This window comes from Streptomyces sp. enrichment culture, from assembly GCF_964273255.1.
In the GTDB taxonomy this organism is placed as follows: domain Bacteria; phylum Actinomycetota; class Actinomycetes; order Streptomycetales; family Streptomycetaceae; genus Streptomyces.
Window position 1 is genome coordinate 5,925,580 of the sequence record NZ_OZ186835.1, and the last position, 26,170, is coordinate 5,951,749.

The following is a 26,170-nucleotide window of genomic DNA, read 5'->3' on the forward strand; positions in this document are numbered from 1 at the left end:
TGCACCGCTCCGACCAGCTGGATTGACGAATCATGCGTGGTTCTGCATACTCATGCATATCAGCGAATGCACTGTAAGGAGAAACCCGTGACCGAGCGCGTCGTACTCGCCTACTCGGGCGGTCTGGACACCTCCGTCGCCATCGGCTGGATCGCCGAGGAGACGGGCGCCGAGGTCATCGCCGTTGCGGTCGACGTCGGCCAGGGCGGCGAGGACCTGGACGTCATCCGCAAGCGCGCCCTGGCCTGTGGCGCGGTCGAGGCCGAGGTCGCGGACGCCAAGGACGAGTTCGCCGACGAGTACTGCCTCCCGGCGATCAAGGCCAACGCCCTCTACATGGACCGCTACCCGCTGGTCTCCGCGCTGTCGCGGCCCACCATCGTCAAGCACCTGGTGGCCGCCGCCCAGAAGCACGGCGCGACCACGGTCGCCCACGGCTGCACCGGCAAGGGCAACGACCAGGTCCGCTTCGAGGCCGGCATCGTCGCCCTCGCCCCCGACCTGAAGTGCATCGCCCCGGTCCGCGACTACGCCATGACCCGCGACAAGGCCATCGCCTTCTGCGAGGACAAGGGCCTGCCCATCGCGACCACCAAGAAGTCGCCGTACTCCATCGACCAGAACGTCTTCGGCCGCGCCGTCGAGACCGGCTTCCTCGAGGACATCTGGAACGCCCCGATCGAGGACGTCTACGAGTACACCCAGAACCCGGCCCTCGCCCGCGAGCCCGACGAGGTCGTCATCACCTTCAAGCAGGGTGTCCCGGTGGCCATCGACGGCAAGCCGGTCACCGTGCTCCAGGCGATCCAGCAGCTCAACGAGCGCGCGGGCGCCCAGGGCGTCGGCCGGATCGACATGGTCGAGGACCGCCTCGTCGGCATCAAGTCCCGCGAGGTGTACGAGGCGCCCGGCGCCATCGCCCTGATCACCGCCCACCAGGAGCTGGAGAACGTCACCGTCGAGCGCGAACTGGCCCGCTACAAGCGGCAGGTCGAGCAGCGGTGGGGCGAACTGGTCTACGACGGCCAGTGGTTCTCCCCGCTCAAGCGCGCCCTGGACGGCTTCATCGACGAGGCCAACCAGCACGTCGACGGCGACATCCGGATGACCCTGCACGGCGGCCGGGCCGTCGTCACGGGCCGCCGCTCCGAGTCGTCGCTGTACGACTTCAACCTGGCCACCTACGACACCGGCGACAGCTTCGACCAGTCCGCCGCCAAGGGCTTCATCGACATCTACAGCCTGTCGTCGAAGATCGCGGCGAAGCGGGACCTGGCGTAGCCGTCCGACGGCCCTCACACGCACTAGCCTGGCTGCCGCCTCCTCACCCCACGTGAGGAGGCGGCGGCACTTCCACAGCCTTCGAGGAGCAACGCAAGTGAGCAGCAACAGCGGTGACGTACGGCTCTGGGGCGGCCGTTTCGCCGACGGTCCCGCCGAGGCCCTGGCGAAACTGTCCGCGTCCGTCCACTTCGACTGGCGCCTCGCCCCCTACGACATCGCCGGCTCGCGAGCGCACGCGCGCGTGCTGCACTCCGCGGGACTCCTCACCGAGGACGAGCTGACCAGGATGATCGCCGGCCTCGACCGGCTGGAGGCGGACGTCGCCGACGGCTCCTTCACCGGCACCATCGCCGACGAGGACGTGCACACCGCACTGGAACGCGGCCTCCTGGAGCGCCTCGGCCCCGACCTCGGCGGCAAGCTCCGCGCGGGCCGCTCCCGCAACGACCAGGTGGCCACCCTCTTCCGGATGTACCTGCGGGACCACGCCCGGGTCATCGGCGGCCTGGTCGCCGAACTCCAGGACGCGCTGATCGGCCTCGCCGAGGCCCACCCGGACGTGGCCATGCCCGGCCGCACGCACCTCCAGCACGCCCAGCCGGTCCTCTTCGCCCACCACGTCCTCGCCCACGTCCAGGCGCTGTCCCGGGACGCGGAGCGGCTGCGCCAGTGGGACGAGCGCACGGCCGTCTCCCCGTACGGCTCGGGTGCGCTGGCCGGCTCCTCCCTCGGGCTGGACCCGGAGGCGGTCGCGAAGGACCTCGGCTTCGAGCACGGCAGCGCCGCCAACTCCATCGACGGCACGGCCTCCCGCGACTTCGTGGCCGAGTTCGCCTTCATCACCGCGATGATCGGGGTGAACCTCTCCCGGATCGCCGAGGAGGTCATCATCTGGAACACGAAGGAGTTCTCCTTCGTGACCCTGCACGACGCCTTCTCCACCGGGTCGTCGATCATGCCGCAGAAGAAGAACCCGGACATCGCGGAACTCGCGCGCGGCAAGTCGGGACGCCTGATCGGCAACCTGACCGGCCTGCTGGCCACCCTCAAGGCCCTCCCGCTCGCCTACAACCGGGACCTCCAGGAGGACAAGGAGCCGGTCTTCGACTCCATCGACCAGCTGGAGATCCTGCTGCCCGCCTTCACCGGCATGATGGCCACCCTCACCGTGCACCGCGAGCGCATGGAGGAACTGGCCCCGGCCGGGTTCTCGCTGGCCACCGACATCGCCGAGTGGCTGGTCCGGCAGGGGGTCCCGTTCCGCGTCGCGCACGAGGTGGCCGGCGAGTGCGTCAAGGCCGCCGAGGCCGAGGGTAAGGAACTCGACCAGCTCACCGACGAGCAGTTCGCGAAGATCTCCGCCCACCTCACGCCCGAGGTGCGGTCCGTGCTGGACGTTCCCGGCGCCCTGGCCTCCCGCAACGGCCGGGGCGGCACGGCCCCGGAGGCGGTCGCGGTGCAGCTGGCCGAGGTCAGGGCGGACGTGGCGGCCCAGCACGCGTGGGCCACCGCCAAGCGGAGGAGCTGACCCGTACGCCGGCGGGGAGGGCCGCGGGCTCTCCGCGCGCGGCGCCGTACCGCCGTACCGGCCCGCATCCCCGGGGCGTCTCGGTGGCGTCCCGGCGGGGGTGCCCGGTACGGGACGCGGGCCCCGGCCGGCTGCGCCCGTCCGCCCGCCGGACACCCGGCGGGCGGGGGACGGCCGGGCGGACCGCCGACGGACGCAGGACCGACCGTGCGCAGGGGGCGCGTCCCCCCTGCCCCGTCGGCCCGCCCCGGGCGGGACGGACCGCCGTCGGCCCACCCCCGATGCCGTTCCGGCGGACCCCGGGGGCGGCGCGGGTTACGTTGGGTCGGACGTCCGTACCGGAGCCGACCGACGGAGCCCCCGATGCCCTTCGCCCGCCTGGCCACAGCGACGACCCCCACCTGCCACATCGGCCTCGGCCTCGCCGCGGTCGGCCGCCCCGGCTACATCAACCTCGGCCGGGACCACGACCTCGGCGGGAACCGCACCGTCGAGGCCCTGCGCGCCCGTACCCACGACCTGCTCGACGCGGCCTACGCCCAGGGCGTGCGCTACATCGACGCGGCCCGTTCGTACGGCCGCGCGGAGGAGTTCCTCGCCGACTGGCTCAGGCGGCGTCCCGACGCCGACGACGTGGTCGTGGGCAGCAAGTGGGGCTACACCTACACCGCCGACTGGTCCACGGACGCCGAGCGGCACGAGGTCAAGGACCACTCCCTGGCCGCCTACGAACGGCAGCGCGCCGAGTCCGCGGCCCTGCTCGGCGACCGGCTCGACCTGTACCAGATCCACTCCGTGACCCCGGACAGCCCCGCCCTCGGCGACAAGGAACTGCACGCCCGGCTCGCCGAGGCGGCGGCCGGCGGGCTCACCGTCGGCTTCTCCACCAGCGGCCCCGCCCAGGCCGACGCCATCCGGGCCGCGCTGGCCGTCACCGTCGACGGCGAGCCCCTCTTCCGTACCGTCCAGGCCACGTACAACGTGCTGGAGACCTCCGCCGGTCCGGCGCTCGCCGAGGCCCACGACGCCGGGCTCACCGTGATCGTCAAGGAGGCCGTGGCGAACGGGCGGCTGGCCGGCCCCGACGCCCCGGAGCCGCTGCGGGCGGTCGCCGAGGAGGCCGGCCTGGGCAGCGACGCGGTGGCCCTCGCCCATGTCCTGCGGCACCCCTGGGCGGGCGTGGTGCTGTCCGGGGCAGCGACCGTGGTGCAGTTGGCGTCCAACCTGCACGCCCCGCTGGTCGACCTCGACGACGACCGCCTCGCGGGCCTCGCGGCGCTGGCCGAGACACCGGACGCCTACTGGGAGCGGCGCGCACGGCTGCCCTGGCACTGATCACCGGGCCGGGCCTCGCCCGCGCCGCCTGTCCGTGGCCGGCTCCGGCGCTCGTCCGAGCGGCCCTGTTCCCTGTTCCCGGGCCAGGGCCAGGGCGCTCGTCGCCGTCACCCCGTGCGCCGGCCCGGCGCGGGCCCGGCGCCGGTCCGGGCCGTCTGTGCGTCGGTCCAGCCGGTCCGGCCCTGTCCATGCCGTCTGATCGCGGGCCCGGCGCCGCTGCCGGTGGCCGCCCGGTCGCCGGACCGCGCCGCCGCACCGGAAGCCCGGACCGGCGGCCCCTGCGCTCCCGCTCCCTCCCACGCCTGGCCGCCGCCGGTCGCCGACCGCCGCTGATCCGAACCGGCCGGCGGGCGGCTCAGGTGACACCGGTCTCACTCTGAGACGTTGCCGCCCCGGGTGAGACGAGAATGTCTCACGTGCGCTAATCTCGTCCCATGGCCATCGACCCCGAACAGGTGCTGCGCGCAGCCGCCTCCCAGCTGACCCGGAAGCCCACCTCGACCATGGACGAGGTCGCCCGGTCGGCCGGCATCAGCCGTGCCACCCTCCACCGGCACTTCGCCGGCCGGGACGCGCTGGTGCGGGCGCTGGAGGCGCTCGCCATCGAGGAGTGCGAGGCCGCGCTGCAGGACGCCCGGCCGGATGAGGGCCCCGCGAGCGACGCGGTGCGCCGCCTGGTCGGCCGGATCGAACCCCACGCCGGCCTGCTGGCCTTCCTCTACACCGAGAACCAGCTCTTCGAGGGCGGGGAGCAGAACGAGGGCTGGACCAGGATCGACGACGCGGTCGCCGCCCTGTTCCTGCGCGGCCAGGAGAGCGGCGAGTTCCGCGTCGACCTGAGCCCGGCCTGGCTCACCGAGGCGCTCTACGGCCTGCTCGCCTCCGCCGCCTGGGCCGTGGCCGAGGGCCGCGTCGCCCCCAAGGACTTCACCCACATGATCGTCGAACTGCTGCTCGGCGGCGTCCGGCGCCCCGACACCGCGCAGGCGAGGAAGAAGAACCACTCATGACCAGCACCGTCCGACCCGCCGGGACCGACGAGGTGAGGAAACGACCGGGCCGGTGGCTGGCGCTCGGCGTGCTCGTGCTCGCCGTGCTGCTGGTGGCCGTCGACGCGACCGTCCTCGGCCTCGCCACCCCCTACATCAGCGAGGACCTGGCCCCGTCGGGCACCCAGCTGCTCTGGATCGGGGACATCTACTCCTTCGTGATCGCCGGTCTGCTCGTCTCCATGGGCAGCCTCGGCGACCGCATCGGCCGCAAGCGGATCCTGCTCGTGGGCGCCACCGCCTTCGGAGCCGTCTCCGTCCTGAACGCCTACGCCACCAGCCCCGAGATGCTGATCGTCGCCAGGGCCCTGCTCGGCGTCGCCGGTGCGACGCTGATGCCGGCCACCCTCGCCCTGATCCGCAACCTCTTCCACGATCCGCGCGAACGCAGCCTCGCCATCGGCATCTGGGGGGCGACCGCCTCGGCGGGCACCGCCGTCGGGCCGATCCTGGGCGGGTTCCTGCTCGAACACTTCTGGTGGGGCTCGGTCTTCCTGATCAACCTCCCCGTGATGGCCGTCCTGGTCCTCGTCGGCATCAGGATGCTCCCCGAGTCCCGCACCGCGGACCCCGGCCCTTGGGACCTGGCCAGCGTCGTGCTGTCCCTGGTCGGCATGGTCGGCGTGGTCTACGCGGTGAAGGAGACCGCCTCGCACGGCTTCGGCCCGGCCGCCACCGGTGCCGGCCTGCTCGGCGCCGCCGCCCTGTACGGCTTCGTCCGCCGGCAGCTCCGGCTCCCGGTACCGCTGCTGGACATGCGGCTGTTCCGGCACCGCGGCTTCAGCGGAGCCGTACTGGCCGACCTCCTCACCATCCTCGGGCTGTCCGGGCTGGTGTTCTTCCTGTCGCAGTACCTGCAACTCGTCCAGGGCAGGCGCCCGTTGGAGGCCGGTCTCGCCGAACTGCCCGCCGCGATCGGTGCGGTGACCGCCGGACTGGTAGCCGGCCGGGCCGCCCGGCGCCTGTCGGTGCGCGCCGTCGTCTCCGGCGGGCTCGCCGCCATCGGCCTGTCCCTGGCCGCCCTCACGGTCATCGGCCAGTCGACCGGCTACCCGCTGCTCGGCACCGCGCTCCTGGTGGTCGGGCTCGGCGCCGGCTTCGCCTTCACGGTGACGGCCGACGTGATCCTCTCCAGCGTGCCCAAGGAGCAGGCGGGCGCCGCCTCGGCCGTGTCCGAGACGGCCTACGAACTCGGCGCCGCCCTCGGCATCGCCGTCCTGGGCTCCATCGTGACCGGTGTCTACCGCGGGTTCCCCGGCCCGGAGGGCACCCCCGCCGCCGCGCACGAGTCGCTCGGCGGTGCGGTGGAGGCCGCCGCCGCCCTGCCCGCCGACACTGCCGCGGCCATGCTCGAATCGGCCCGGCAGGCCTTCGTGGACGGCCTGACCCTGGCCGCGGGCGTGGGCGCCACGGTGCTGCTGGCGGCAGCGGTGGCGGCCTGGTTCATGCTCCGCGGGCAGCGCCTGGAGGAGGCGGCCGAGGGCTGACGGGCCGGCCGGTCCGGTGCACCGGACGGGTCTCCCGCGCCCGCGGGCCGGGGCGGCCACGCCCGGCAGCCGCCGACTCGGCCACCGACGCGATGTGCCCCGCATCCCACCGTCCCGGACGGTGGGATGCGGGGCACATCGCGGTGTCCCTCGGCGCGTCCGGCGCGCGGGGCCCGGTGCCCCCGGCCGTCGACGCGGTGCTACGCGGCCTTCGCCTTGCTCGCGTACATGTCGACGTACTCCTGACCCGACAGCCGCATGACCTCGGTCATCACCGAGTCGGTCACCGCGCGCAGCACGTAGCGGTCGCGGTCCATGCCCTCGTAGCGGGAGAACTCCATCGCCTCGCCGAACCGCACCGTGACCCGTCCCGGCCGCGGCAGGCCCGCGCCGCCGGGCTGGAGCTTGTCGGTGCCGATCATCGCGAACGGGACGACGGGCGCGCCGGTCATCAGGGTGAGCCGGGCGATGCCGGTGCGGCCCCGGTAGAGGCGGCCGTCGGGGGAGCGGGTGCCCTCCGGGTAGATGCCGAAGACGTTGCCCTCCTCCAGCACGCGCCGGCCCGTCATCAGCGCGGCCACACCGCCCCGGCCGCCGTCCCGGTCGACCGGGATCATGCCGACGCCGGTGAAGAACCAGGCCATCAGGCGGCCTTTGAGGCCTTTGCCGGTGACGTACTCGTCCTTGCCGATGAAGAAGACCTGACGGTCGCAGACGAGGGGCAGGACGATCGAGTCGATGAATGTCAGGTGGTTGCCGGCCAGGATGACCGGACCGTCGGACGGGATGTGCTCCGCGCCTTCCACCCGTGGGCGGAACATCAGGCGCATGATCGGACCGAGCACTGCCTTGATGAGCGCGAACCGGGACAACGGGCCCTCCGGTGGGAACGGGTTGGCGGTATGGACGAGTCTGTGCAGGTGAGGACATTACTCGCGGCGCCGGGGGGCGCGCACATCGGGATCAAGGGGTTCACCGAGGTCTTACGCCCCCTTGACACTGTTTTACCTGCGGCGCCCGTCATGCCCCGCCGGCAACACTCCCGTCACCGTGTGACGGACGTCGCCCGCACCCGCACGTCCGGCCGGGTGCCCCGCTCCGCCCGGCCGAACCGGACGATCCATCATGTTCCCGGCCCGGGCACGGGCGCGGGCACAGGCCCGGGCGCGGGCGCGGGCACCGGCACCGCGCCGGCACCGGTTCGGCGGGCCCACGGCGCCCGCCGGGCAGCACGACGGACGGGCGGCCGGGCCCACGACGTCCCCACCACGCCCCACGACACCCACGTCCACGACACCACGCCCCACGACATCCCCACGGCACCCCACCTACGACGTCCCTACGGCGGAAGACGACACGCGGCGTCACCCATGTGTTCGGTCCGGGGTCTCCCGTCCGTCACCCGCGCCCCCCTACGATCGGCCCCGCACCGGACCAGCCGACGGCAGGAGAGAGCGCTCATGGGAACGCGGGAGTCGCGGGAGTCGAACGAGCAGGCGGGCGGAACCGGACGGCGCGCGCTGCTGGGCGCGGCGGTGGTGGGTGCCGGGGCCACGGTCCTCGGCGCGGGCGGTACCGCGGCGGCCGCCCCGCGCGCGGACCGCGGCAGAGGGCTGGAGGACCTGCCCGTCCCCACCGTGATCGGGCACCGGGGCGCCAGCGGGTACCGGCCCGAACACACCCTCGCCGCCTACCAGCTCGCCCTCGACCTGGGCGCCGACATCGTCGAGGCGGGCGACCTGGTCCCCACCCGGGACGGCCACGTCGTCTGCCGCCACGAACCGGAGATCGGCGGCACGACCGACGTCGCCGACCATCCCGAGTTCGCCGGCCGCCGGACCACCAAGACCCTCGACGGCGTGCGGGTCACCGGCTGGTTCACCGAGGACTTCACCCTCGCCGAGCTGAAGCGGCTGCGCGCGGTCGAGCGCATCCCGGCCAACCGCCCCCACAACACCCTCTACGACGGCCGCTGGGAGATCCCCACCTTCGAGGAGGTGCTGCGCTGGCAGGACGAGCAGACCCGCAGGCGCGGCAAGCAGGTGTGGATCTACCCCGAGATCAAGCACCCGACCTACTTCCGGGCGCTCGGCCTCGGCCTGGAGGAGCGGGTCGCCCGGCTGCTGCGCAAGCACCGCAAGGACCGCCGGAACTCCCCGGTGATCCTGCAGTCCTTCGAGCCGACCAGCGTCCAGCGCCTGAACCGGCTGGTGGACAACCCGCTCGTCGTCCTGCTGTCCGGCGCCGACACCCGCCCCTGGGACTTCGTCGAGTCCGGCGACCCGCGGACCGTCGCCGACCTGATCACCCGCCGCGGGCTGAAGGAGATCGCCTCCTACGCCCAGGGCATCGGCCCCACCCTCGACCTCGTCGTCCCGCGCGACTCCGCGGGCCGGCTCACCGAGCCGACCACCCTGGTCCGCGACGCGCACCGGGCGGGGCTGATCCTGCACCCGTACACGATGCGCAACGAGAACCCCTTCCTGCCGGCCGACTTCCGCAGGGGCTCCGAGCCGGACGCCTACGGTGACGTCTTCGGCGCCTACCGGGCCTACTTCGCCACCGGCATCGACGGTGTCTTCACCGACCACCCGGACACCGCCGTGCTGGCCCGCGAGGACTTCGTCAACCGCTGAACCCGCCCGCCCCGGAAGGGGTGAGGAACGGCCGCCCCGGGCAACCCCGCCCGGGGCGGCCGCGTCGTCGGTCACATGACCCACGACCTGGTCACCTCCCTGCGTCCGCTGCTCGCCGCGGAGGCGTCGGCCGAGGCGTACGCGTCCGGCGGCGAACCGGCCGACCTGGAACAGGCCGTCTGGCTGCGCCTGCTGGAGCGCCTCGACGCCGAGGGCCCGCCGCCCGACCCCGGCCGCTGGCTGCGCCGGGCCGTCCGCGCGGAGGCGCGCCGCGGCCGTCGCGCCGCCCGCCGCGAGGCGTCGCTGCCGGCCGATGCCGCCGACCCGGGCGCCGCGGACCCCGAACGCCTCGCGCTCGCCGCCGCGCGCGGCCGGGCCCTGCGGGACGCCGTGCGCCGGCTGCCCGGCAGGTGCCCCCGCCTGATCGGGGCGTTGCTGGCGCCGCATGACCCGACATACCGGGAAATCGCAGGCGAGTTGGGTATCTCACAGGGCAGTCTCGGCCCGGAACGTTCCCGATGCCTGGGATGTCTGCGTCGTTTGCTCGCGCCGGAGGTTGCGGCCGGCGAACGAGGGGGATAGGAGTGAGGGACAACAGGTGATCAGATGAGCGGGAGGCGTGCGCACATGGGCATGAGCGTGACCATCTCTGCGGCGACCGGGCAGGACGCGGAGCAGATCTTCAGGCTGCAGTACCTGTGCTTCCAGAGCGAGGCGGCCCTCTACGGCAACTACCGCATCGACCCGCTGGTGCAGACCCTCGAATCGGTCCGCGCGGAGGTCGCCGCCGACTGCGTCTACGTCGCCCGGCTCGGCGACGAGGTCGTCGGCTCGGTGCGCGGCACGATCACCGAGGAGGGCGCCGCCGCCATCGGCAAGCTCTGCGTCCACCCGCGGCTCCAGGGCCATGGCATCGGCGCGCGGCTGCTGCGGGCCGCCGAAGCGGCGCTCGCCGAGGAGCGGGGTGCCCGCACCTTCCGCCTGCACACCGGGCACCGCAGCGAGAGCAACCTGCGGCTGTACAGCAAGGTCGGCTACCAGCGCGTGGGCACCTCCCAGGGCGCCGACGGCGTCCCGATGATCGTCCTGGAGAAGACGGCCGAGTCGTACGCGACGACCGCCTGACCCCTCCCGACGCCCCGGCCGCCCTCCCGCGTCCGGTCCTGCGGCTCCGCCGTCCCCGGGTGCGCCCCGCGGACCGCGGAGCCGCTCGCGCGAGGGGGCCGGCCCGGCCGGTCAGGGGGTGCGGGCCCGGCGCAGCCAGTACACCGCGGTGAGCGGCAGCAGGACGGGGATGAACAGGTATCCCATGCCGTAGTCCGACCACACGGTCGCGTCGGGGAAGGCGGACGGGTCGAGCAGGGTCCAGGTGCCCACCGTCAGCACGCCCGCCAGTTCGGCGGCGCAGCACACCAGCGCCGCCCTGCGGGCCGTCTCGCCGCCGCGTACCAGCGTGTAGGTGATGAACCCGTAGACCACGCCGGCCAGCGCCGACAGCGTGTAGGCGAGCGGCGCCCGGTCGAACTCGGTGGCGATCTGGTACACCGAACGCGACACCGCGCCGACCACCATCACCCCGTACAGCCACACCAGGAGCAGCCCGGGGCCGCCGATCAGCCGGGCCCGTGCCGGCTTCTCACGCGTCACGGTCACCTCAGCCTCCCCAGATGTCATAGAGCCTGACCTCCAGCACGGCCAGCACGAAGCCGCTCGCCGCGACCGTCACCGAACCCCACCGGGTGCGCTCGCCCAGCGACATGAAGCCCGCGGCGGGCACGCACGCGAAGGCGCCCAGCAGGTACGCCACGAAGATCGTCGTCCCCTGTTCCGGCTTCTCGCCCCGGGCCAGCTGGACGACTCCGACGATCAGCTGCACCAGCGCGAGCAGCGTGACCACGGCCATGCCGATGAAGTGCCAGTCCTTCGTCGGCTGGTCCCGGTAGGCGGCCCAGCCGCACCAGGCGGCGAGCAGCAGCGCGGCGACGCCGGTCACCAGCGTCAGGACATCAAGCATGGCAGTGACCTTATTACGCCCGAAAACCCCCGCCGTGCGCGGCCCCGGTACAGGACCGGCGAGGGGGCCGCCGGTCCTTCGGGGTCCCGGGCCCCGAACCCGTAAGGTCGATGGCATGACCATTCATGCGCAAGCCCTCCTGTTCGACAACGACGGAACCCTGGTGTCCACCCTGGAGTCCGTGCGCCGCTGCTGGACCCGGTGGGCCGCGGAGTACGGGATCACGGCGGACCGGTTCGGCCGGGTCGAGCTGCACGGGCGCACGGCCGCCGAGATCGCCGCCGACCTGCTGCCCGCCGACGTGGTCGCCCAGGCCGTCGCGCGCATCGAGGACCTGGAGGTCGAGGACGTCCCGAACGGGGGAGTGCGCCTGCTGCCCGGCACCCGGGACCTGCTCGACGCCCTGCCCGCGGAACGCTGGGCCGTGGTCACCTCCGCGACCCGGAGGCTCGCCGAGGCCCGCCTGGACGCCGTCGGTGTCCTGCCCAAGACGCTCGTCGCCGCCGACGACGTGACCCGGGGCAAGCCCGACCCCGAGCCCTACCTGCTCGCCGCCCGCACCCTCGGCGTGGACCCGGCGCACTGCGTGGTCTTCGAGGACGCTCCCGCCGGACTGCGGGCCGGACGGGCCGCCGGCATGCGGACCGTGGCCTTGGCCACAACCCACCGGGCCGAAGAGCTCACGGCCGACCTGGTGGTGCCGGACCTGTCCGCCGTGTCCGTACAGGTCACCGGCGCGGGCATCGAGATCACGGCACGCCACTGAAGTGCGCGGATGGGTGTCCACGGCGGTCCACATGCTGGACAGCGGTGGCCGGTCAGCAGCGAATGTCTGGTTTACTGCTCTCATGACCACGACGAGCGACCGCACTCCTGCGACCGAGGCGCACCAGCCGCCCGGTGCTCGTTGTATGGGTTCGCTCCGAATGTGCGCCTTCTAGAGGGCCCCCGCACCACCTGAGCCTCGCGCCCCGAAGCGAGAGCCGGCTCGTGTCCGGCCGCATGTCCCGCATGCCCGTCCGAGCCACGCCCCCGCGCGCATCCTCCCCCCGGCCGGCATCCCGCCGGTCCGCCCCGGAGGACACCGCCGCGCCCGGCCGCCCCGATTCCCGCATGCACGTGCCCGGTGCCCCCGACGCGCCGCGCACTCAAGAGTGACGGATACCCACGTGATCACCACCTCCGGCCTGACCAAGGTCTACCGCTCACGCGGTCGCGAGGTCACCGCCCTGGACGGCGTCGACCTGCACGTCCGCGAAGGCGAGGTCTACGGCGTCATCGGCCAGTCCGGCGCCGGCAAGTCCTCCCTGATCCGCTGCGTCAACCTGCTCGAGCGCCCCACCTCCGGCACCGTGACCGTCGCCGGGCAGGACCTCACCGCCCTCGCCGGCCGCGGCCCCCGCGCCGGACGCGAACTGCGCCGGGCCCGCAGCCGTATCGGGATGGTCTTCCAGCACTTCAACCTGCTGTCCTCGCGCACCGTGCAGGACAATGTCGAACTGCCCCTGGAGATCCTCGGCACGTCGGGGAAGGAACGTTCCCGCAGGGCGCTGGAACTGCTCGACCTGGTCGGCCTCGCCGACAAGGCGAAGTCCTACCCGGCGCAGCTGTCCGGCGGCCAGAAGCAGCGCGTCGGCATCGCCCGCGCCCTGGCCGGCGACCCCAAGGTGCTGCTCTCCGACGAGGCGACCAGCGCGCTCGACCCGGAGACCACCCGCTCCATCCTGTCCCTGCTGCGCGACCTCAACCGCCAGCTCGGCCTGACCGTCCTGCTCATCACGCACGAGATGGACGTCGTGAAGTCCATCTGCGACTCGGCCGCCCTCATGGAGCACGGCCGGATCGTGGAGTCCGGCACCGTCACCGACCTGCTCGCCACCCCCGGCTCCCAGCTCGCCGCCGCCCTCTTCCCGCTCGGCGGCGAGGCGACCGGCGAGGAGCGCACGGTCGTCGACGTCACCTTCCAGGGCGAGAGCGCCACCCAGCCGGTCATCTCGCAGCTCTCCCGCACCTACAACATCGACATATCGATCCTGGGCGCGGCCATCGACACCGTCGGCGGCCTCCAGGTCGGCCGGATGCGCATCGAGCTCCCCGGCCGCTACGAGGACAACGTCGTCCCGGTCGGCTTCCTGCGCGAGCAGGGCCTGCAGATCGACGTCATCGGCCAGGAACGGCCCCAGCTCGTCAAGGAGGGCGCCCAGTGACCTGGTCCGAGATGCAGCCGCTGCTGGAGCAGGCGTCCGTCGAGACCCTGATCATGGTCGGCTGGTCCACCGCGATCTCCGTCGTCGTCGGCCTGCCGATCGGCGTGCTCCTCGTCCTCACCGACAAGGGCGGCCTGATCCAGAACACCGTGGTGAACAAGGTGACCGGCCAGATCGTGAACGTCGGCCGTTCCATGCCGTTCATCATCCTGATGGTCGCCCTGATGAGCTTCACCCGCTGGGTCACCGGCACCACCATCGGCAGCGAGGCCGCCATCGTGCCCCTCGCCATCGGCGGCATCCCCTTCTTCGCCCGGCTCGTCGAGACCGCCGTGCGCGAGGTGGACCACGGGCTCGTCGAGGCCGTGCAGTCGATGGGCGGCAGCACCTGGACGATCGTCCGCAAGGTCCTGGTCCCCGAGGCGCTGCCCTCGCTGATCGCCAGCACCACCACCACGGTCATCGCCCTCATCGGCTACTCCGCCATGGCGGGCACCGTCGGCGGCGGCGGCCTCGGCGACCTCGCGGTGCGCTACGGCTACCAGCGCTTCGAGTCCGGCCTGATGTGGGTCACCGTCGCCCTGCTCGCCGTGGTCATCTCCCTGATCCAGTTCGCCGGCGACTACGCGGCCCGCTCCCTGCACCGCCGGGGAGCCCGCTCAGGCCCCGGACCCAGGCTGCGCCTGCTGAAGGCCGGCGAACCCGCCGCGGCCGACATCAGCAAGGTCGCCTGACCCCCCACCCCAGAACGACGGCGCTTCGCGCCGCGCCCCTTGCCCCAAGGGGTCGTACCACCCAAGGAAAGGCACTTTTCGTGCGTAACACCGCCAAGATCACCACCGCCCTCCTCGCCACCGGCGCCCTCGCCCTCGGCCTCACCGCCTGCGGCTCCGACCAGGACAGCGCCTCCTCCGACGGTTCCGGCCCCCTGGTCGTCGCCGCCAGCCCCGTGCCGCACGCCGAGATCCTCACCTTCGTGAAGGACAACCTGGCCGAGGAGGCCGGCCTGGAGCTGGAGGTCAAGGAGTTCACCGACTACGTCACGCCGAACACGGCGACCGAGGACGGCTCCGTCGGCGCGAACTTCTTCCAGACCCAGCCCTACCTCGACGACTTCAACAAGAAGAACGGCACCCACATCACGTCCGTCGTCGACGTGCACCTGGAGCCGCTCGGCCTGTACTCCAACAAGGTCGACAAGGCCGATGCCCTGAAGAACGGCGCCACCATCGCCGTTCCCAACGACACCGTCAACGAGGGCCGCGCCCTGCAGCTGCTTGCCGCCAACGGCCTGATCACCCTCAAGGACGGCGTCGGCACCGCCGCCACCCCCGCGGACATCACCGACAACCCCAAGAACCTCACGTTCAAGGAGCTGGAGGCGGCCCAGACGCCGCGCTCCCTGGACGACGTCGACGCCGCGGTGGTCAACGGCAACTACGCCATCGAGGCCGACCTCAAGCCCGCCGAGGACGCCCTCGTCCTGGAGTCCGCGAAGAACAACCCCAACAGCAACCTCCTCGCCGTCAAGGAGGGGCAGGAGGACGACCCGCGCGTCAAGAAGCTGGCCGATCTCCTCACCTCGCCCGAGGTGAAGAAGTTCATCGACGACACGTACGCCGGCTCCGTGGTCGCCTCCTTCTGACCGGGACCCGCCGTCCGGGAACACCCACGAGGGGCACTCCGCCGCAGGGCGGGGTGCCCCTCGCGCCGTCGTGCGAGCGGGGGCGCACCCCGTGGTGCGGCGGAGTGCTTTCATGCTGCATGCTGGGCAGTTCAGCAGCACCCGACGGTCTCTCAGTTACGGAGCGGCGCATGACGAGCACCTTCCCCGACATCTCCATCAGCACGGAGCGGTTGGTGCTGCGTCCCCTCGATGCGGACGACGTGCCCTCCTTCACCGCCATGATGAACGACGAGCAGGTCGCCGCCTGGACCGACGTCCCCCAGCCGTTCTCCGAACAGGCGGCCCGCACCTGGATCACCGAGTCCGCGCCCGCCGAACGCGCCGCCGGACGCGGACTCGACCTCGCCGTCGCCGAGTTCCTCACCCAGCGCCTCGTCGGCGTCGTCCGGCTCTCCCGGACCAACTGGCACATCCGGTCCACCGAACTGTCCTACATCGTCGCCCCCTGGGCCCGCGGCGAGGGCTACGCCTCCGAGGCCGCCCTGGCCACCGCCCGGTGGCTGTTCGGCGACCAGGGCCTGCAGCGCATCGAACTGCGCACCGCCGCCGACAACACCGCCGCCCAGCAGGTCGCCCAGAAGATCGGCTGCATCAGCGAGGGCGTCCTGCGCAACGCCTGCATAGCCCACCTGCGCACCGAGGACGGCGGATGGACCGACGTGCGCACCGACTTCATCGTCTGGAGCCTGCTCCCCGAGGATCTCGACGGCACCTCCGAGCACCTCGCCGACACCGGCGGCTACACCTCGTTCCCCGACTGGAACTGATCCCCGCCCCCGTCGACGGCACCACCGCCGGCCCCGGCCCGCGACCGCACCGGGTACCCTCACGGGGCCCGCCCTCCTGCCGGGCGCACCACCCCGACCTGCGCGAACCTGGAGACTGACGACGATGGCCGACCGGGTCACGGTGATCGGCTGGGACGGCTCGCCGCTGACCGCCGCGGCGCGCTCCGCGCTGGGCGCCGCCACCCTGGTGGCCGGCGCCGCCCACCACCTGGCACTCCCCGAGGTGCCCGCCGGCGCCGAACGCATCCGGCTCGGCTCCCTCGCGCTCGCCGCCCGCCGCATCGCCGGCCACCGCGGCACCGCCGTCGTCCTCGCCGACGGCGACCCCGGCTTCTTCGGTGTCGTCCGCACCCTGCGCGCCCCCGAGTTCGGGCTCGAGGTCGAGGTCGTCCCCGCCGTCTCCTCCGTCGCCGCCGCCTTCGCCCGGGCCGGCATGCCCTGGGACGACGCCCAGGTGGTGGTCGCCCACCCCCGCACCCTGCGCCGCGCGGTGAACGTCTGCCGGGCCCACCCCAAGGTGGCCGTCCTGACCTCGCCCGGCGCCGGGCCCGCCGAACTCGGCCTGCTCATGGACGGCGTCCACCGCACCTTCGTGATCTGCGAGGAACTCGGCACCGCCCGCGAACAGGTCAGCGTCGTCACCTCCGACAAGGCCGCCGACCACACCTGGCGCGACCCCAACGTCGTCATCGTCGTCGGCGGTGCCGCGGGCCCCGCCGACCCCGGCTGGATCGCCGGACGCGACCCCGCCGCCGGCCCGCGCGGCTGGACGCTGCCCGCCGAGGCCCACGGCGGCGACCTCGGGGAGGGCGAACGGGACCTCCTGCGGGTCTCCCAACTCGCCCGCCTGGGGCCCCGCGTGGGCGACCTCGTCTGGGACATCGGCTGCGGCAGCGGGACCTTCGCCACCGAGGCCGCCCGGGCCGGCGCCGCCGTCATCGCCGTCGACACCGACCCCCGGGCCTGCGCCCGCACCGACGCCACCGCCCGCCGCTACGGCGTCCAGCTCCAGGTCGTCCACGGCACCGCCCCGCACGTCCTGGAGAACCTGCCCGAACCCGACGTGGTCCGGGTCGGCGGCGGGGGAGCGGCCGTGGTCTCCGCGGTCGCCGACCGGCGTCCCCAGCGCATCGTCACGCACGCCGCCACCCGCGACGCCGCCGAACGCGTCGGCCGCGACCTGACCGAACACGGCTACCGGGTCGAGTGCGCCCTGCTCCAGTCCGTCGAACTCGACACCCGGGCCTGGACGGAGACCGAGCGGAGCGTCGCGTTCCTGCTCAGCGGCGTGCTGCCCGCCCGCGAGGCCTGATCCCCGGGCCCGTCCCCCTGATCGGCTTGTCGTACCGCGCGCGGTAGGCTGACCGACCGTTGTACCGCAACTCGGACGCTCGCCGGCTCGTCGGCCAATGTCCCGAAAACGCGCCTGTTTTGGGGCGTGTGTGGTACGGCACAACCGGAGGGCGCGCAACGTGGCGCAGTCCACAGCGGAACCGTCGCCGATCAAGCTGACGCGACGGCCGAAGGGCCGCGAGAATGCCAGTGAATGGCTTTGTCGCCTTTTTTGGACCGGCCGTTCGTGCCGCTGGGGACGCACGCTCGTTCTTCAGTGTGGGGCGGTCGGTGCGCCGTTCCGGGCGAGCGGGTCGTAGGAGCACTAACCGATGGGCGAGGGGTACGCATGACCGACACCGGCCAGGTTCCGGGCGAGGGACAGCCGGAGAACGCAGGCACGGTGGAGCAGCAGGGCGTCCAGGCGCCCGGCGCGTACACCTACCTCTCCGAGCCCTCCCCCGAGGAAGAAGACCTGCTGCTCCCCGGCGCCCAGGGCGCCTGGGGCAACGAGGTGGCGCCGCCCGCGCCCGAGCCGGTCGTCGAGACCGTGCACCAGCCGGGCCCGCACGAGACCGACGGCCGCGACAGCGGATCGGTCGACCTCGGCGGCGTCCGCCTGCCCGACCCGGCGCAGCAGCGGACGCCCGGGCACGCCGCCCCGCACGAGCAGGCGGCCGCCGCGCCGCGCCGCCCGCTGCACCTGGGCCCGCCCATCCCCACCCCGTCCGCGAGCCCGGTCCGTTCGCTCGCCGACCGCGGCCCCGCCGACGTGCCGGCCCGCCACACGGGCCCGGCGACCGTCGGCCCCGAGTACCTGGACGTGCCCCGGGCTTCGGAGGCCGCCCCCCAGGGAGCCGCCCCCTGGACCGCGCAGGCCGCGGTGCCCGCCGGGGCCGCCGGCGTGGGCACCGTCCACCCGCAGGCCGCCTCCGCCGCCCCCACGGCCGCGGTGCCCGGCGAGACCTGGCAGCAGGGCCCGCAGACGGGCGGGACGGCCGAGGCGCCCGCGCCGGACCCCGGTGCGCCCGCCGAGCCCGGCGTCGTGACCACCGCGGACCCCGCCCCGGCGGCGGTCGTCCCGCAGCAGGACCCGGCGAGCGGGGACGTTCCCGCGCCGGACGGCCCGCAGGCCGTCGCCGGCCCGGTGCCGGACGCCGGACCCGGCGCGGACGCCGGCGGGGCCGACGAGACCGGGACCGACGCGACCGGGGCCGACGAGCCCATGGCTGCCGAGGGCGGCACCGACGGGGAGGGCGCCCGGACCGCGGTGCGGGAGCCCGCGCAGGACGCGCCGGCCGGCCCCACGGTTCCGGCCCAGGACGCGCAGGCGCCCGTCCCGGCGGACGCGGCCGACGCCGCCTCCGGGCCCGAGGCCGAGCCCGCTCCCGCCGGGCCCGAGCCCGAGGCCGCTCCCGTCGTCCCCGAGGCCGAGCATGCTTCCGTCGTGTCCGACGCGGAGGTCCTGGCCGACGGCCCCACGGCCGAGTCCCCGGACGCGGCGGACGCTGCCGCGTGTCCCGCCCCCGTCGCGGACTCCGCCCCCGTCGAGCCGGCGGCCTCCGCCGAGCCCGCCGAGCCGTCCGACCCCTCCGCGGCCGACGCCGTCCCCGTGACCGCCGAGCCCTCCGGCGCGGAGCCCGCCGACCGCCCCGAGACCGCGACGCCCGACGCCGCCCCCGAGGCGGCGCACCAAGCCCCCGCCGCCCCCGAGGCGGCCCTGGCGCCCGACCCGACCGGCGCGCCCGACCCGACCGCCGCGCCCTCCCCGGCCGGCCCGGCGAGCCCCGGCACCGCCGCGCCCGACGGCGCGACCGCGGCCCCGGAGACGCCGGGCGCCCAGGCCCCGGAGCCCGGCCCGCACGCCCCGGACCCGGCGGCCCCGGCCGACGCGTCCGCGCCGGTGGAGCCCGCGCTGCCCGCCGCCCCGGCTGCCGACGGAGCCGTCGCCGCGCCCGGGGCCACCCCGCCCGGCCCGGCCGCCCCGCACCAGGACCCCGGCCTGTCCGCCGAGCCGGCGGCTCCGGGCGCCGACGCCCAGGACGCCCCCGCAGCGGTGCCGGAGACGACCACCGTCCCGGCGGTCACCGACGTACCCCTCCCGGCGCAGGACGGCGTCCCGGCCGTCCCGGAGGCGGACCAGGAGACCTCCGTCCCGCAGGGCCCGCAGCACACACCGCCCGCCGCGTCGGCCGTGCCGGGGGCGGAGGGGTCGCCCGAGCAGCCCGCGCCCGCGGGCCCGCCCGCCGGCCCCGCGCAGCCCGGCCCCGACGCCTGGGTGACGCAGCCCCCGCAGGCCGCCGACGCCCCGGCACCGACGGCCGAGGCCCCAGGGGACCAGAACCAGGACCAGGGCCAGGACGTCACCGCCGGTACGCCCGCCGAGCAGGCGTCCCCGGCCGCACCCGTCCCCCCGGCCGTGGAACCGGCGCAGCCCGTCGGCGCGTTCGTCCCGGTGGACGGGGCCGTGCCCACCACCCCGCACCTCGCGCCGACGCCGCCGCACCCGCAGAGCCACGCCGAGGAGCAGCCCGTAGCCGCCGTGCCCGCGCCCCGCGCACCGCAGGGCGCGGCCGACGCGGCCGACGGCGACGAGGCACTGCTCCAGCAGGCCGACGACATGGACACCCGGGGTGCCGGCGCGGACGGGGCGCCGGCACCGGACCACGACGCGTCCGGCACCGGCCCCGCGCCGGACGGGGCCGCGGACCCGCGTCCCGCCGGTCCGGCCGCCCCCGGGTACGACGACGCCGAGCGCGAGGCCGTGCTCCGGGTGATGCGCGAACGGCGTGACATCCGCAACGGCTTCCGCAGCGACCCCATCCCGCACGAGGTGCTGCTCCGGGTCCTGGAGGCCGCGCACACCGCGCCCTCGGTCGGCCACTCGCAGCCCTGGGACTTCGTCGTCATCCGCTCCGCCGAGACCCGGCGCGGCATGCACGAACTGGCCATGCGCCAGCGCGAGGCCTACGCCAAGTCCCTCCCCAAGGGCCGGGCGAAGCAGTTCAAGGAAATGAAGATCGAGGCCATCCTCGACACCCCGGTGAACATCGTCGTCACCGCCGACCCCACCCGCGGCGGCCGCCACACCCTCGGTCGGCACACCCAGCCGCAGATGGCCCCCTACTCCTCCGCGCTCGCGGTGGAGAACCTGTGGCTCGCCGCCCGCGCCGAGGGCCTCGGCGTCGGCTGGGTCAGCTTCTTCGACGAGCGGGAGATGGTCCGCGCCCTCGGCCTCCCGGAACACCTGGAGGTCGTCGCCTACCTGTGCGTGGGCTACGTCGACGAGTTCCCGGACGAGCCCGAGCTGATGCAGGCCGGCTGGTCCAAGCGCCGTCCGCTGTCCTGGGTCGTGCACGAGGAGACGTACGGCCGTCGCGCCCTGCCCGGAGAGGACCCCCACGACCTGCTCGCCGAAACCGTCGCACAGATCCGCCCGCTGGACGCCAAGGCCCTCGGGGAAGCCTGGGAGCGCCAGAAGCGCATGACCAAGCCGGCCGGCGCGCTCGGCATGCTGGAGATCATCTCCGCGCAGCTGTCGGGCCTGTCCCGGCAGTGCCCGCCGCCGATCCCGGAGCCCGCCGCCGTCGCCGTCTTCGCCGGCGACCACGGGGTGCACGCCCAGGGCGTCACCCCCTGGCCGCAGGAGGTCACCGCGCAGATGGTGGCCAACTTCCTCGGCGGGGGAGCGGTCTGCAACGCCTTCGCCGCCCAGGTCGGCGCCGAGGTGTGCGTCGTCGACGTCGGCGTCGTGGCCGACCTGCCGGCCACCCCGGGCCTGCTGCCGCGCAAGATCCGCGCCGGTACCTCCGACATGACGACCGGGCCCGCGATGACCCGCGAGGAGGCCAAGCAGGCCATCGAGGTGGGCATCGAGACGGCCCGTGACCTGGTCGCGGCCGGCAACAAGGCGCTGCTCACCGGTGAGATGGGCATCGCCAACACCACCGCGTCCGCGGCCCTGATCTCGGTGTTCACCGGCGCCGACCCGGCGGAGGTCACCGGCCGCGGCACCGGCATCAACGACGAGACCCTGGTCCGCAAGACCGACGTGGTCCGCCGTGCCCTCGAACTCCACCAGCCGGACCCGGCCGACCCGCTCGGCGCCCTCGCCGCGGTCGGCGGCTTCGAGCACGCCGCCATGGTCGGACTGCTGCTCGGGGGCGCGTCCCTGCGGACGCCGGTCATCCTCGACGGCGTCAGCGCCGGAGCCGCCGCCCTGGTGGCCCGCGCCATCGCCCCCGAGGTGCTGGCCGCGTGCATCGCGGGACACCGCAGCGCGGAGCCGGGCCACGTGGCCGCCCTCAACAAGCTGGGTCTGCGCCCGCTGGTCGACCTCGACCTGCGCCTCGGCGAGGGCACCGGCGCGCTGCTGGCCCTGCCGCTCGTGCAGAGCACGGCCCGCGCCATGCACGAGGTGGCCACGTTCGACTCGGCGGGGGTCACCGAGAAGTAGTCCGTCCCGTCCGGGGCCCGCCGACCGCCCGGCGGGGCCCCGCCTCCCGGCGCCCGCGCGGCGTCCCGCCGCGGAGGCGGCCCCCGGCCGGGGCTCCCGGCGCCGTGCCGCTCGCCCGCCGCATGCCGGGCACCCCGCCGGGGCCCTCCCGCGGTGGGTCTAGAATCCGCACGTCAGGGCCGCTCCAGTGCCGTAGCGCCCACCGCACGCCGCCCGTACGAGGAGCCGACCCTCATGGCCGAACACCCCGCCTACCCCGTGGGCCTCCGTCTTGCCGGGCGCCGCGTGGTCGTCCTCGGCGGCGGCCAGGTCGCCCAGCGGCGCCTGCCCGCGCTGATCGCGGCCGGAGCCGACATCGTCCTGGTGTCGCCCTCGGCCACCCCCTCCGTGGAGGCCATGGCCGACGCCGGCGAGATCACCTGGGAGCGGCGCCGCTACGCCGAGGGCGACCTCACCGACGCCTGGTACGCCCTCATCGCCACCAGCGACCCCGACGCCAACACCCGCGCCTCCGCCGAGGGCGAGCGCCACCGCGTGTGGTGCGTGCGCGCCGACGACGCCGACGAGGCCACCGCCTGGACCCCGGCGACCGGTCACAGCGCGGGCGTCACCGTGGCCGTCCTGACCACGGAGGCCAAGGACCGCGACCCCCGCCACACCGCGGCCGTCCGCGACGCCGTGGTCGAGGGCCTGCGCGACGGCACCCTCGTCGCCCCGCAGCACCGCCGCCGCACCCCGGGCGTCGCCCTCGTCGGCGGCGGCCCCGGCGACCCCGACCTGATCACCGTGCGCGGCAGGCGCCTGCTCGCCGAGGCCGACGTGGTGATCGCCGACCGGCTCGGACCGCGCGACCTGCTGGCCGAACTGCCCCCGCATGTCGAGGTGATCGACGCGGCGAAGATCCCCTACGGGCGGTTCATGGCCCAGGAGGCCATCAACAACGCGCTGATCGAGCACGCCCGGCAGGGCAAGGCCGTGGTCCGGCTCAAGGGCGGCGACCCGTACGTCTTCGGGCGGGGCATGGAGGAACTCGTGGCGCTCGCCGAGGCGGGTGTCCCGTGCACCGTCGTCCCCGGCATCTCCAGCTCCATCTCGGTCCCGGGCGCCGCCGGCATCCCGGTCACCCACCGCGGGGTGGCGCACGAGTTCACCGTGGTCAGCGGCCACGTCGCGCCCGACGACGAGCGCTCCCTGGTCGACTGGCCGTCCCTGGCGAAGCTGGGCGGCACCCTGGTCGTCCTGATGGGCGTCGACAAGATCGGCCGGATCGCCGAGGCCCTGATCGCGCACGGCAAGTCCCCGGACACCCCGGTCGCCCTCGTCCAGGAGGGCACCACGGCCGCCCAGCGCCGCGTCGACGCGACCCTCGCCACCGTCGGCGAGACCGTCGTGCGGCAGGAGGTCAGGCCGCCCGCCGTCATCGTCATCGGCGACGTCGTCGGCGTCGGCCCCGCAGACCCGAAGTGACCGCAGGTGCCCGATGGCCGGTCCCCGCCGTCGGCACCCGACCCAGGACAAGGCAGTATCACCCCGTGGCCGATCCCATCACCGTCTCGGACCCCGACGACCCCCGCCTGCACGACTACACGGGCCTGACCGACGTCGAACTGCGCCGCCGGCGCGAGCCCGCCGAGGGACTCTTCATCGCCGAGGGCGAGAAGGTCATCAGACGGGCCAGGGAGACCGGCTACGAGATGCGGTCCATGCTGCTCTCGGCCAAGTGGGTCGACGTGATGCGCGACGTCATCGACGAACTGCCCGCCCCCGTCTACGTCGTCGCCCCCGACCTGGCGGAACGCGTCACCGGCTACCACGTGCACCGCGGGGCACTCGCCTCCATGCGGCGCAAGCCCCTGCCCGCGGCGGACGCACTGCTGCGCACGGCCCGCCGCGTGGTCGTCATGGAGTCCGTCAACGACCACACCAACATCGGCGCCGTCTTCCGGTCCGCCGCAGCGCTCGGCATGGACGCGGTGCTGCTCTCCCCGGACTGCGCCGACCCGCTGTACCGCCGCAGCGTCAAGGTCTCCATGGGCGCCGTCTTCTCCGTCCCCTACGCCCGGCTCCAGGCGTGGCCCAAGGGGCTGGAGTCGGTCCGCGAGGCGGGCTTCACCCTGCTCGCCCTCACCCCCGACGAGAAGGCGCGCCCCCTCGACGAGGCCGCCCCGCACCGGATGGACCGGGTGGCGCTGATGCTGGGGGCGGAAGGGGACGGGCTGTCCACCCAGGCCCTGGTCGCGGCCGACGAGTGGGTGCGCATCCCGATGTCGCACGGCGTCGACTCCCTCAACGTCGGTGCCGCCGCCGCGGTCGCCTTCTACGCGGTCGCCACCGGACACCCCGGCACCTGACACCCGCGGTACGGCACGGCTCTCACCGCCCGCCGCTCAGGTGCCGTCCGGCCCGTGCGGCCGGGCGGGCGGCGGCCCTGCGGACTCCGGACGGCCGGGCGCGGGTCAGTCGTCCCGCTCCAGCGTGGAGTGGTACCGCTGGGACATCATCGGACCCCGGTCCGCCGGGGGCTCCCACTGCTCGCCCCGGTGCTGTGTCCCGGTGTCCCCGCCGCCGGGACCGCCGTGCCCCTGCGCGGCGGCCTGGCAGCCCTGCACCAGGGCGATGCCCAGCGCCACCACCAGGGTCACCACCACGAACACGAACAGCCGTTGCCGCAGCAGCCGCGGATTGGCCGGCCGCAGCCGGGGCCCCGTCGGCCGCTGCCCCGGACGGCGCGCCCCGGTTCCCGGCCGCGTGCCGCGACCCCCGGTCTGCCCTCCGGTCCGCGACCCGGACCGCGACGGCGTACCGCCGCGCGCCGCGCCGCCCCGCGAGGCGGACCCCCCGCGCGAGGCGGGCACACCGCCCCCGCGGCGGGGGCCGGACCCGCCCCGGGACGGCACGGAACTCCGGTCGGACGCACCCGGGCGCGGCGCGGGCGTGCCCGGCTGGTCGCCCCGGCCGGCCTGCTGCCCCTGCGGGCGCCGCCGTTCCGGCTCCGGGTAGGTGTCCGCCGGCCGCCCGGCCGCCCGGTCCGTCTCGGCGCCGCGCGGCGCCGGGGGACGGAAGTCGGACAGGCCCTGCGCCTCGCGCGCCGCGATCTCCTTGAGCCGCAGCGACAGTTGGAGCGTGCTGGGCCGCTCCTCGGGGTCCTTCGCCAGGCAGGCCCGCACCAGGGGCGCGAGCGCGTCCGGCACCCCGTCCAGCTGCGCCTCCTCGTGCACGACCCGGTACAGCATCACCTCGGAACTCCCGTGCCCGAAGGGGGAGTCGCCCATCGAGGCGTAGGCGAGCGTGGCGCCCAGCGAGAACACGTCCGTGGCGGGCGTGACGGCCGCTCCCCGCACCTGCTCCGGAGCGAGGAACCCGGGCGAGCCCACCGCCGTGCCCACGTGGGTGAGGGTCGAGGCGCCGGTGGCCCAGGCGATGCCGAAGTCGATGATCCGCGGCCCCTTCGGGGACAGCAGGATGTTGGACGGCTTCAGGTCCCGGTGCACCACACCGGCCTCGTGGACCGCGACCAGCCCCTCGGACAGCGCCGCCCCGATCGCGGCGACCTCGGCCGCGCCCAGCGCGCCCTCCCCGGCGACCTTGTCGTGCAGCGACGGCCCGGGCACGTACTGCGTGGCGAACCACGGGCGGTCCGCGTCCAGATCGGCGGCCACCAGCCGGGCCGTGCAGCCCCCGCGGATACGACGGGCGGCCGAGACCTCGCGCGCGAACCGGGAGCGGAACTCCTGGTCCTCGGCCAGATCCGGCCGGATGACCTTCAACGCGACCCGTTGCCCCTTCTTGTCGGAGCCCAGGTAGACCACGCCCATCCCGCCCGCGCCGAGCCGTCGGTGAAGCCTGAAAGAGCCGACGACGCGCGGGTCCTCGCGCCTCAGGCGCATCATCGCCATGTTCATCCCCGCTGCCCGGTCCTGTGACGTGCCACAGCTTACGTTTCCACACCCGCCGGTGCGCAGAGGCCGCGCCCTCCCGCGGCGGCCGATTGTCCCTGGCGGGCTGCACACTTGAGCACGGGTCAGCCCCCGCGGCCGCGCGCCGCCGAGCCCGCCCACCGGTGCCAACCGGCCGACCCCGTACGGACGTTGATCATTGGGGAACCGTTCGCGACGCGGCGCCCGGACCCGTCGCCCGCCCGGCGTCCACCGGCCGCGCACCGGCCGGCGGAGCGGCGCGCGGACGGCGCCGCGCCCGGCCAGCGACCGGAAGGAGTGAGTGACGTCACTCCCCGTCCCCTCGGGGATCTCCCTGAGTCACCGCGGTCCGTCTCCACCCAGGGGAGTACACCGCGGGGCATGGCTCATCCCCTGGGAGGCCCGGCATTCGGTACGAGGGCATGACGCCCGGGCGGCCCCGGGAGCCTA

Annotated in this window: 21 protein-coding genes; 17 read left to right on the forward strand and 4 right to left on the reverse strand. The window is 74.6% G+C overall.

What is annotated here, in order from left to right:
- Nucleotides 1–87: 87 nt before the first annotated feature.
- The 5 genes from ACSU53_RS25830 (at nt 88) to ACSU53_RS25850 (ending at nt 6,683) form a co-directional block, all read left to right on the forward strand.
- A complete protein-coding gene (locus ACSU53_RS25830) occupies nt 88–1,281 on the forward strand; it encodes an argininosuccinate synthase (protein ID WP_403642680.1) in 1,194 nt (397 codons plus the stop codon).
- A gap of 97 nt (nt 1,282–1,378) precedes the next feature.
- Complete coding sequence (gene argH / locus ACSU53_RS25835; RefSeq protein WP_437031458.1) at nt 1,379–2,812, forward strand: argininosuccinate lyase; 1,434 nt, start codon at nt 1,379–1,381, stop codon at nt 2,810–2,812.
- Between the two features lie 363 nt (nt 2,813–3,175).
- A complete protein-coding gene (locus tag ACSU53_RS25840) occupies nt 3,176–4,147 on the forward strand; it encodes an aldo/keto reductase (protein WP_437031460.1) in 972 nt (323 codons plus the stop codon).
- Nucleotides 4,148–4,581: 434 nt separating this feature from the next.
- Nucleotides 4,582–5,157: a TetR/AcrR family transcriptional regulator gene (locus ACSU53_RS25845; RefSeq protein ID WP_437031462.1), complete on the forward strand. Its 576-nt coding sequence runs from the start codon at nt 4,582–4,584 to the stop codon at nt 5,155–5,157.
- Nucleotides 5,154–6,683, forward strand: coding sequence for an MFS transporter (locus ACSU53_RS25850; protein ID WP_437031464.1), 1,530 nt, complete (start codon nt 5,154–5,156; stop codon nt 6,681–6,683). The genes ACSU53_RS25845 and ACSU53_RS25850 overlap by 4 nt, the downstream gene beginning before the upstream one ends.
- Before the next feature lie 200 nt (nt 6,684–6,883).
- On the opposite strand, the gene ACSU53_RS25855 is transcribed toward ACSU53_RS25850, so the two are convergent.
- Nucleotides 6,884–7,555, reverse strand: a complete 672-nt coding sequence (locus ACSU53_RS25855) for a lysophospholipid acyltransferase family protein (protein ID WP_437031466.1) — start codon at nt 7,553–7,555, stop codon at nt 6,884–6,886.
- A gap of 588 nt (nt 7,556–8,143) precedes the next feature.
- Between ACSU53_RS25855 and ACSU53_RS25860 the strand changes: the two genes are divergently transcribed.
- The 3 genes from ACSU53_RS25860 to ACSU53_RS25870 all read left to right on the forward strand — a co-directional run bounded on the left by ACSU53_RS25860 (nt 8,144) and on the right by ACSU53_RS25870 (nt 10,444).
- Nucleotides 8,144–9,319 carry a glycerophosphodiester phosphodiesterase gene (locus ACSU53_RS25860; protein WP_437031468.1) on the forward strand — a complete coding sequence of 392 codons (1,176 nt, stop codon included), beginning with the start codon at nt 8,144–8,146 and terminating at the stop codon, nt 9,317–9,319.
- Nucleotides 9,320–9,394: 75 nt separating this feature from the next.
- Nucleotides 9,395–9,901 carry a sigma-70 family RNA polymerase sigma factor gene (locus ACSU53_RS25865; protein ID WP_437031470.1) on the forward strand — a complete coding sequence of 169 codons (507 nt, stop codon included), beginning with the start codon at nt 9,395–9,397 and terminating at the stop codon, nt 9,899–9,901.
- A gap of 45 nt (nt 9,902–9,946) precedes the next feature.
- Complete coding sequence (locus ACSU53_RS25870; RefSeq protein ID WP_437033408.1) at nt 9,947–10,444, forward strand: GNAT family N-acetyltransferase; 498 nt, start codon at nt 9,947–9,949, stop codon at nt 10,442–10,444.
- Nucleotides 10,445–10,555: 111 nt separating this feature from the next.
- On the opposite strand, the gene ACSU53_RS25875 is transcribed toward ACSU53_RS25870, so the two are convergent.
- Nucleotides 10,556–10,972: a hypothetical protein gene (locus tag ACSU53_RS25875; protein ID WP_437031472.1), complete on the reverse strand. Its 417-nt coding sequence runs from the start codon at nt 10,970–10,972 to the stop codon at nt 10,556–10,558.
- 1 nt (nt 10,973) lies between these two features.
- Entirely contained in the window at nt 10,974–11,333 is a 360-nt protein-coding gene (locus ACSU53_RS25880; RefSeq protein WP_437031474.1) for a hypothetical protein, read from the reverse strand.
- 115 nt (nt 11,334–11,448) lie between these two features.
- On the opposite strand from ACSU53_RS25880, the gene ACSU53_RS25885 reads away from it, so the two are divergent.
- From ACSU53_RS25885 to ACSU53_RS25925, 9 genes are all read left to right on the forward strand, one after another.
- Complete coding sequence (locus ACSU53_RS25885) at nt 11,449–12,099, forward strand: HAD family hydrolase (protein WP_437031476.1); 651 nt, start codon at nt 11,449–11,451, stop codon at nt 12,097–12,099.
- Nucleotides 12,100–12,502: 403 nt separating this feature from the next.
- Nucleotides 12,503–13,540, forward strand: coding sequence for a methionine ABC transporter ATP-binding protein (locus ACSU53_RS25890; RefSeq protein ID WP_437031478.1), 1,038 nt, complete (start codon nt 12,503–12,505; stop codon nt 13,538–13,540).
- The gene (locus ACSU53_RS25895; RefSeq protein ID WP_164334018.1) at nt 13,537–14,274 is read left to right on the forward strand and encodes a methionine ABC transporter permease MetI; all 738 of its coding nucleotides are present in this window, start codon (nt 13,537–13,539) and stop codon (nt 14,272–14,274) included. Before ACSU53_RS25890 ends, ACSU53_RS25895 begins: the two co-directional genes overlap by 4 nt.
- Nucleotides 14,275–14,354: 80 nt before the next feature.
- Entirely contained in the window at nt 14,355–15,185 is an 831-nt protein-coding gene (locus ACSU53_RS25900; protein ID WP_437031481.1) for a MetQ/NlpA family ABC transporter substrate-binding protein, read from the forward strand.
- 170 nt (nt 15,186–15,355) lie between these two features.
- A complete protein-coding gene (locus tag ACSU53_RS25905; protein ID WP_437031483.1) occupies nt 15,356–15,994 on the forward strand; it encodes a GNAT family N-acetyltransferase in 639 nt (212 codons plus the stop codon).
- Between the two features lie 124 nt (nt 15,995–16,118).
- On the forward strand, nt 16,119–17,327 hold the full coding sequence (gene cbiE, locus ACSU53_RS25910; protein ID WP_437031485.1) for a precorrin-6y C5,15-methyltransferase (decarboxylating) subunit CbiE: 1,209 nt from the start codon (nt 16,119–16,121) through the stop codon (nt 17,325–17,327).
- Nucleotides 17,328–17,696: 369 nt separating this feature from the next.
- Nucleotides 17,697–21,803: a nicotinate-nucleotide--dimethylbenzimidazole phosphoribosyltransferase gene (gene cobT / locus ACSU53_RS25915; RefSeq protein ID WP_437031487.1), complete on the forward strand. Its 4,107-nt coding sequence runs from the start codon at nt 17,697–17,699 to the stop codon at nt 21,801–21,803.
- A 234-nt stretch (nt 21,804–22,037) separates the two neighbouring features.
- A complete protein-coding gene (cobA, locus tag ACSU53_RS25920; RefSeq protein ID WP_437031489.1) occupies nt 22,038–23,270 on the forward strand; it encodes a uroporphyrinogen-III C-methyltransferase in 1,233 nt (410 codons plus the stop codon).
- Nucleotides 23,271–23,335: 65 nt separating this feature from the next.
- Nucleotides 23,336–24,154, forward strand: coding sequence for a TrmH family RNA methyltransferase (locus ACSU53_RS25925; protein WP_437031492.1), 819 nt, complete (start codon nt 23,336–23,338; stop codon nt 24,152–24,154).
- Nucleotides 24,155–24,259: 105 nt separating this feature from the next.
- Here the strand turns inward: ACSU53_RS25925 and ACSU53_RS25930 are convergent, their stop codons facing one another.
- Nucleotides 24,260–25,705: a protein kinase domain-containing protein gene (locus tag ACSU53_RS25930; RefSeq protein WP_437031494.1), complete on the reverse strand. Its 1,446-nt coding sequence runs from the start codon at nt 25,703–25,705 to the stop codon at nt 24,260–24,262.
- Between the last annotated feature and the right edge of the window lie 465 nt (nt 25,706–26,170).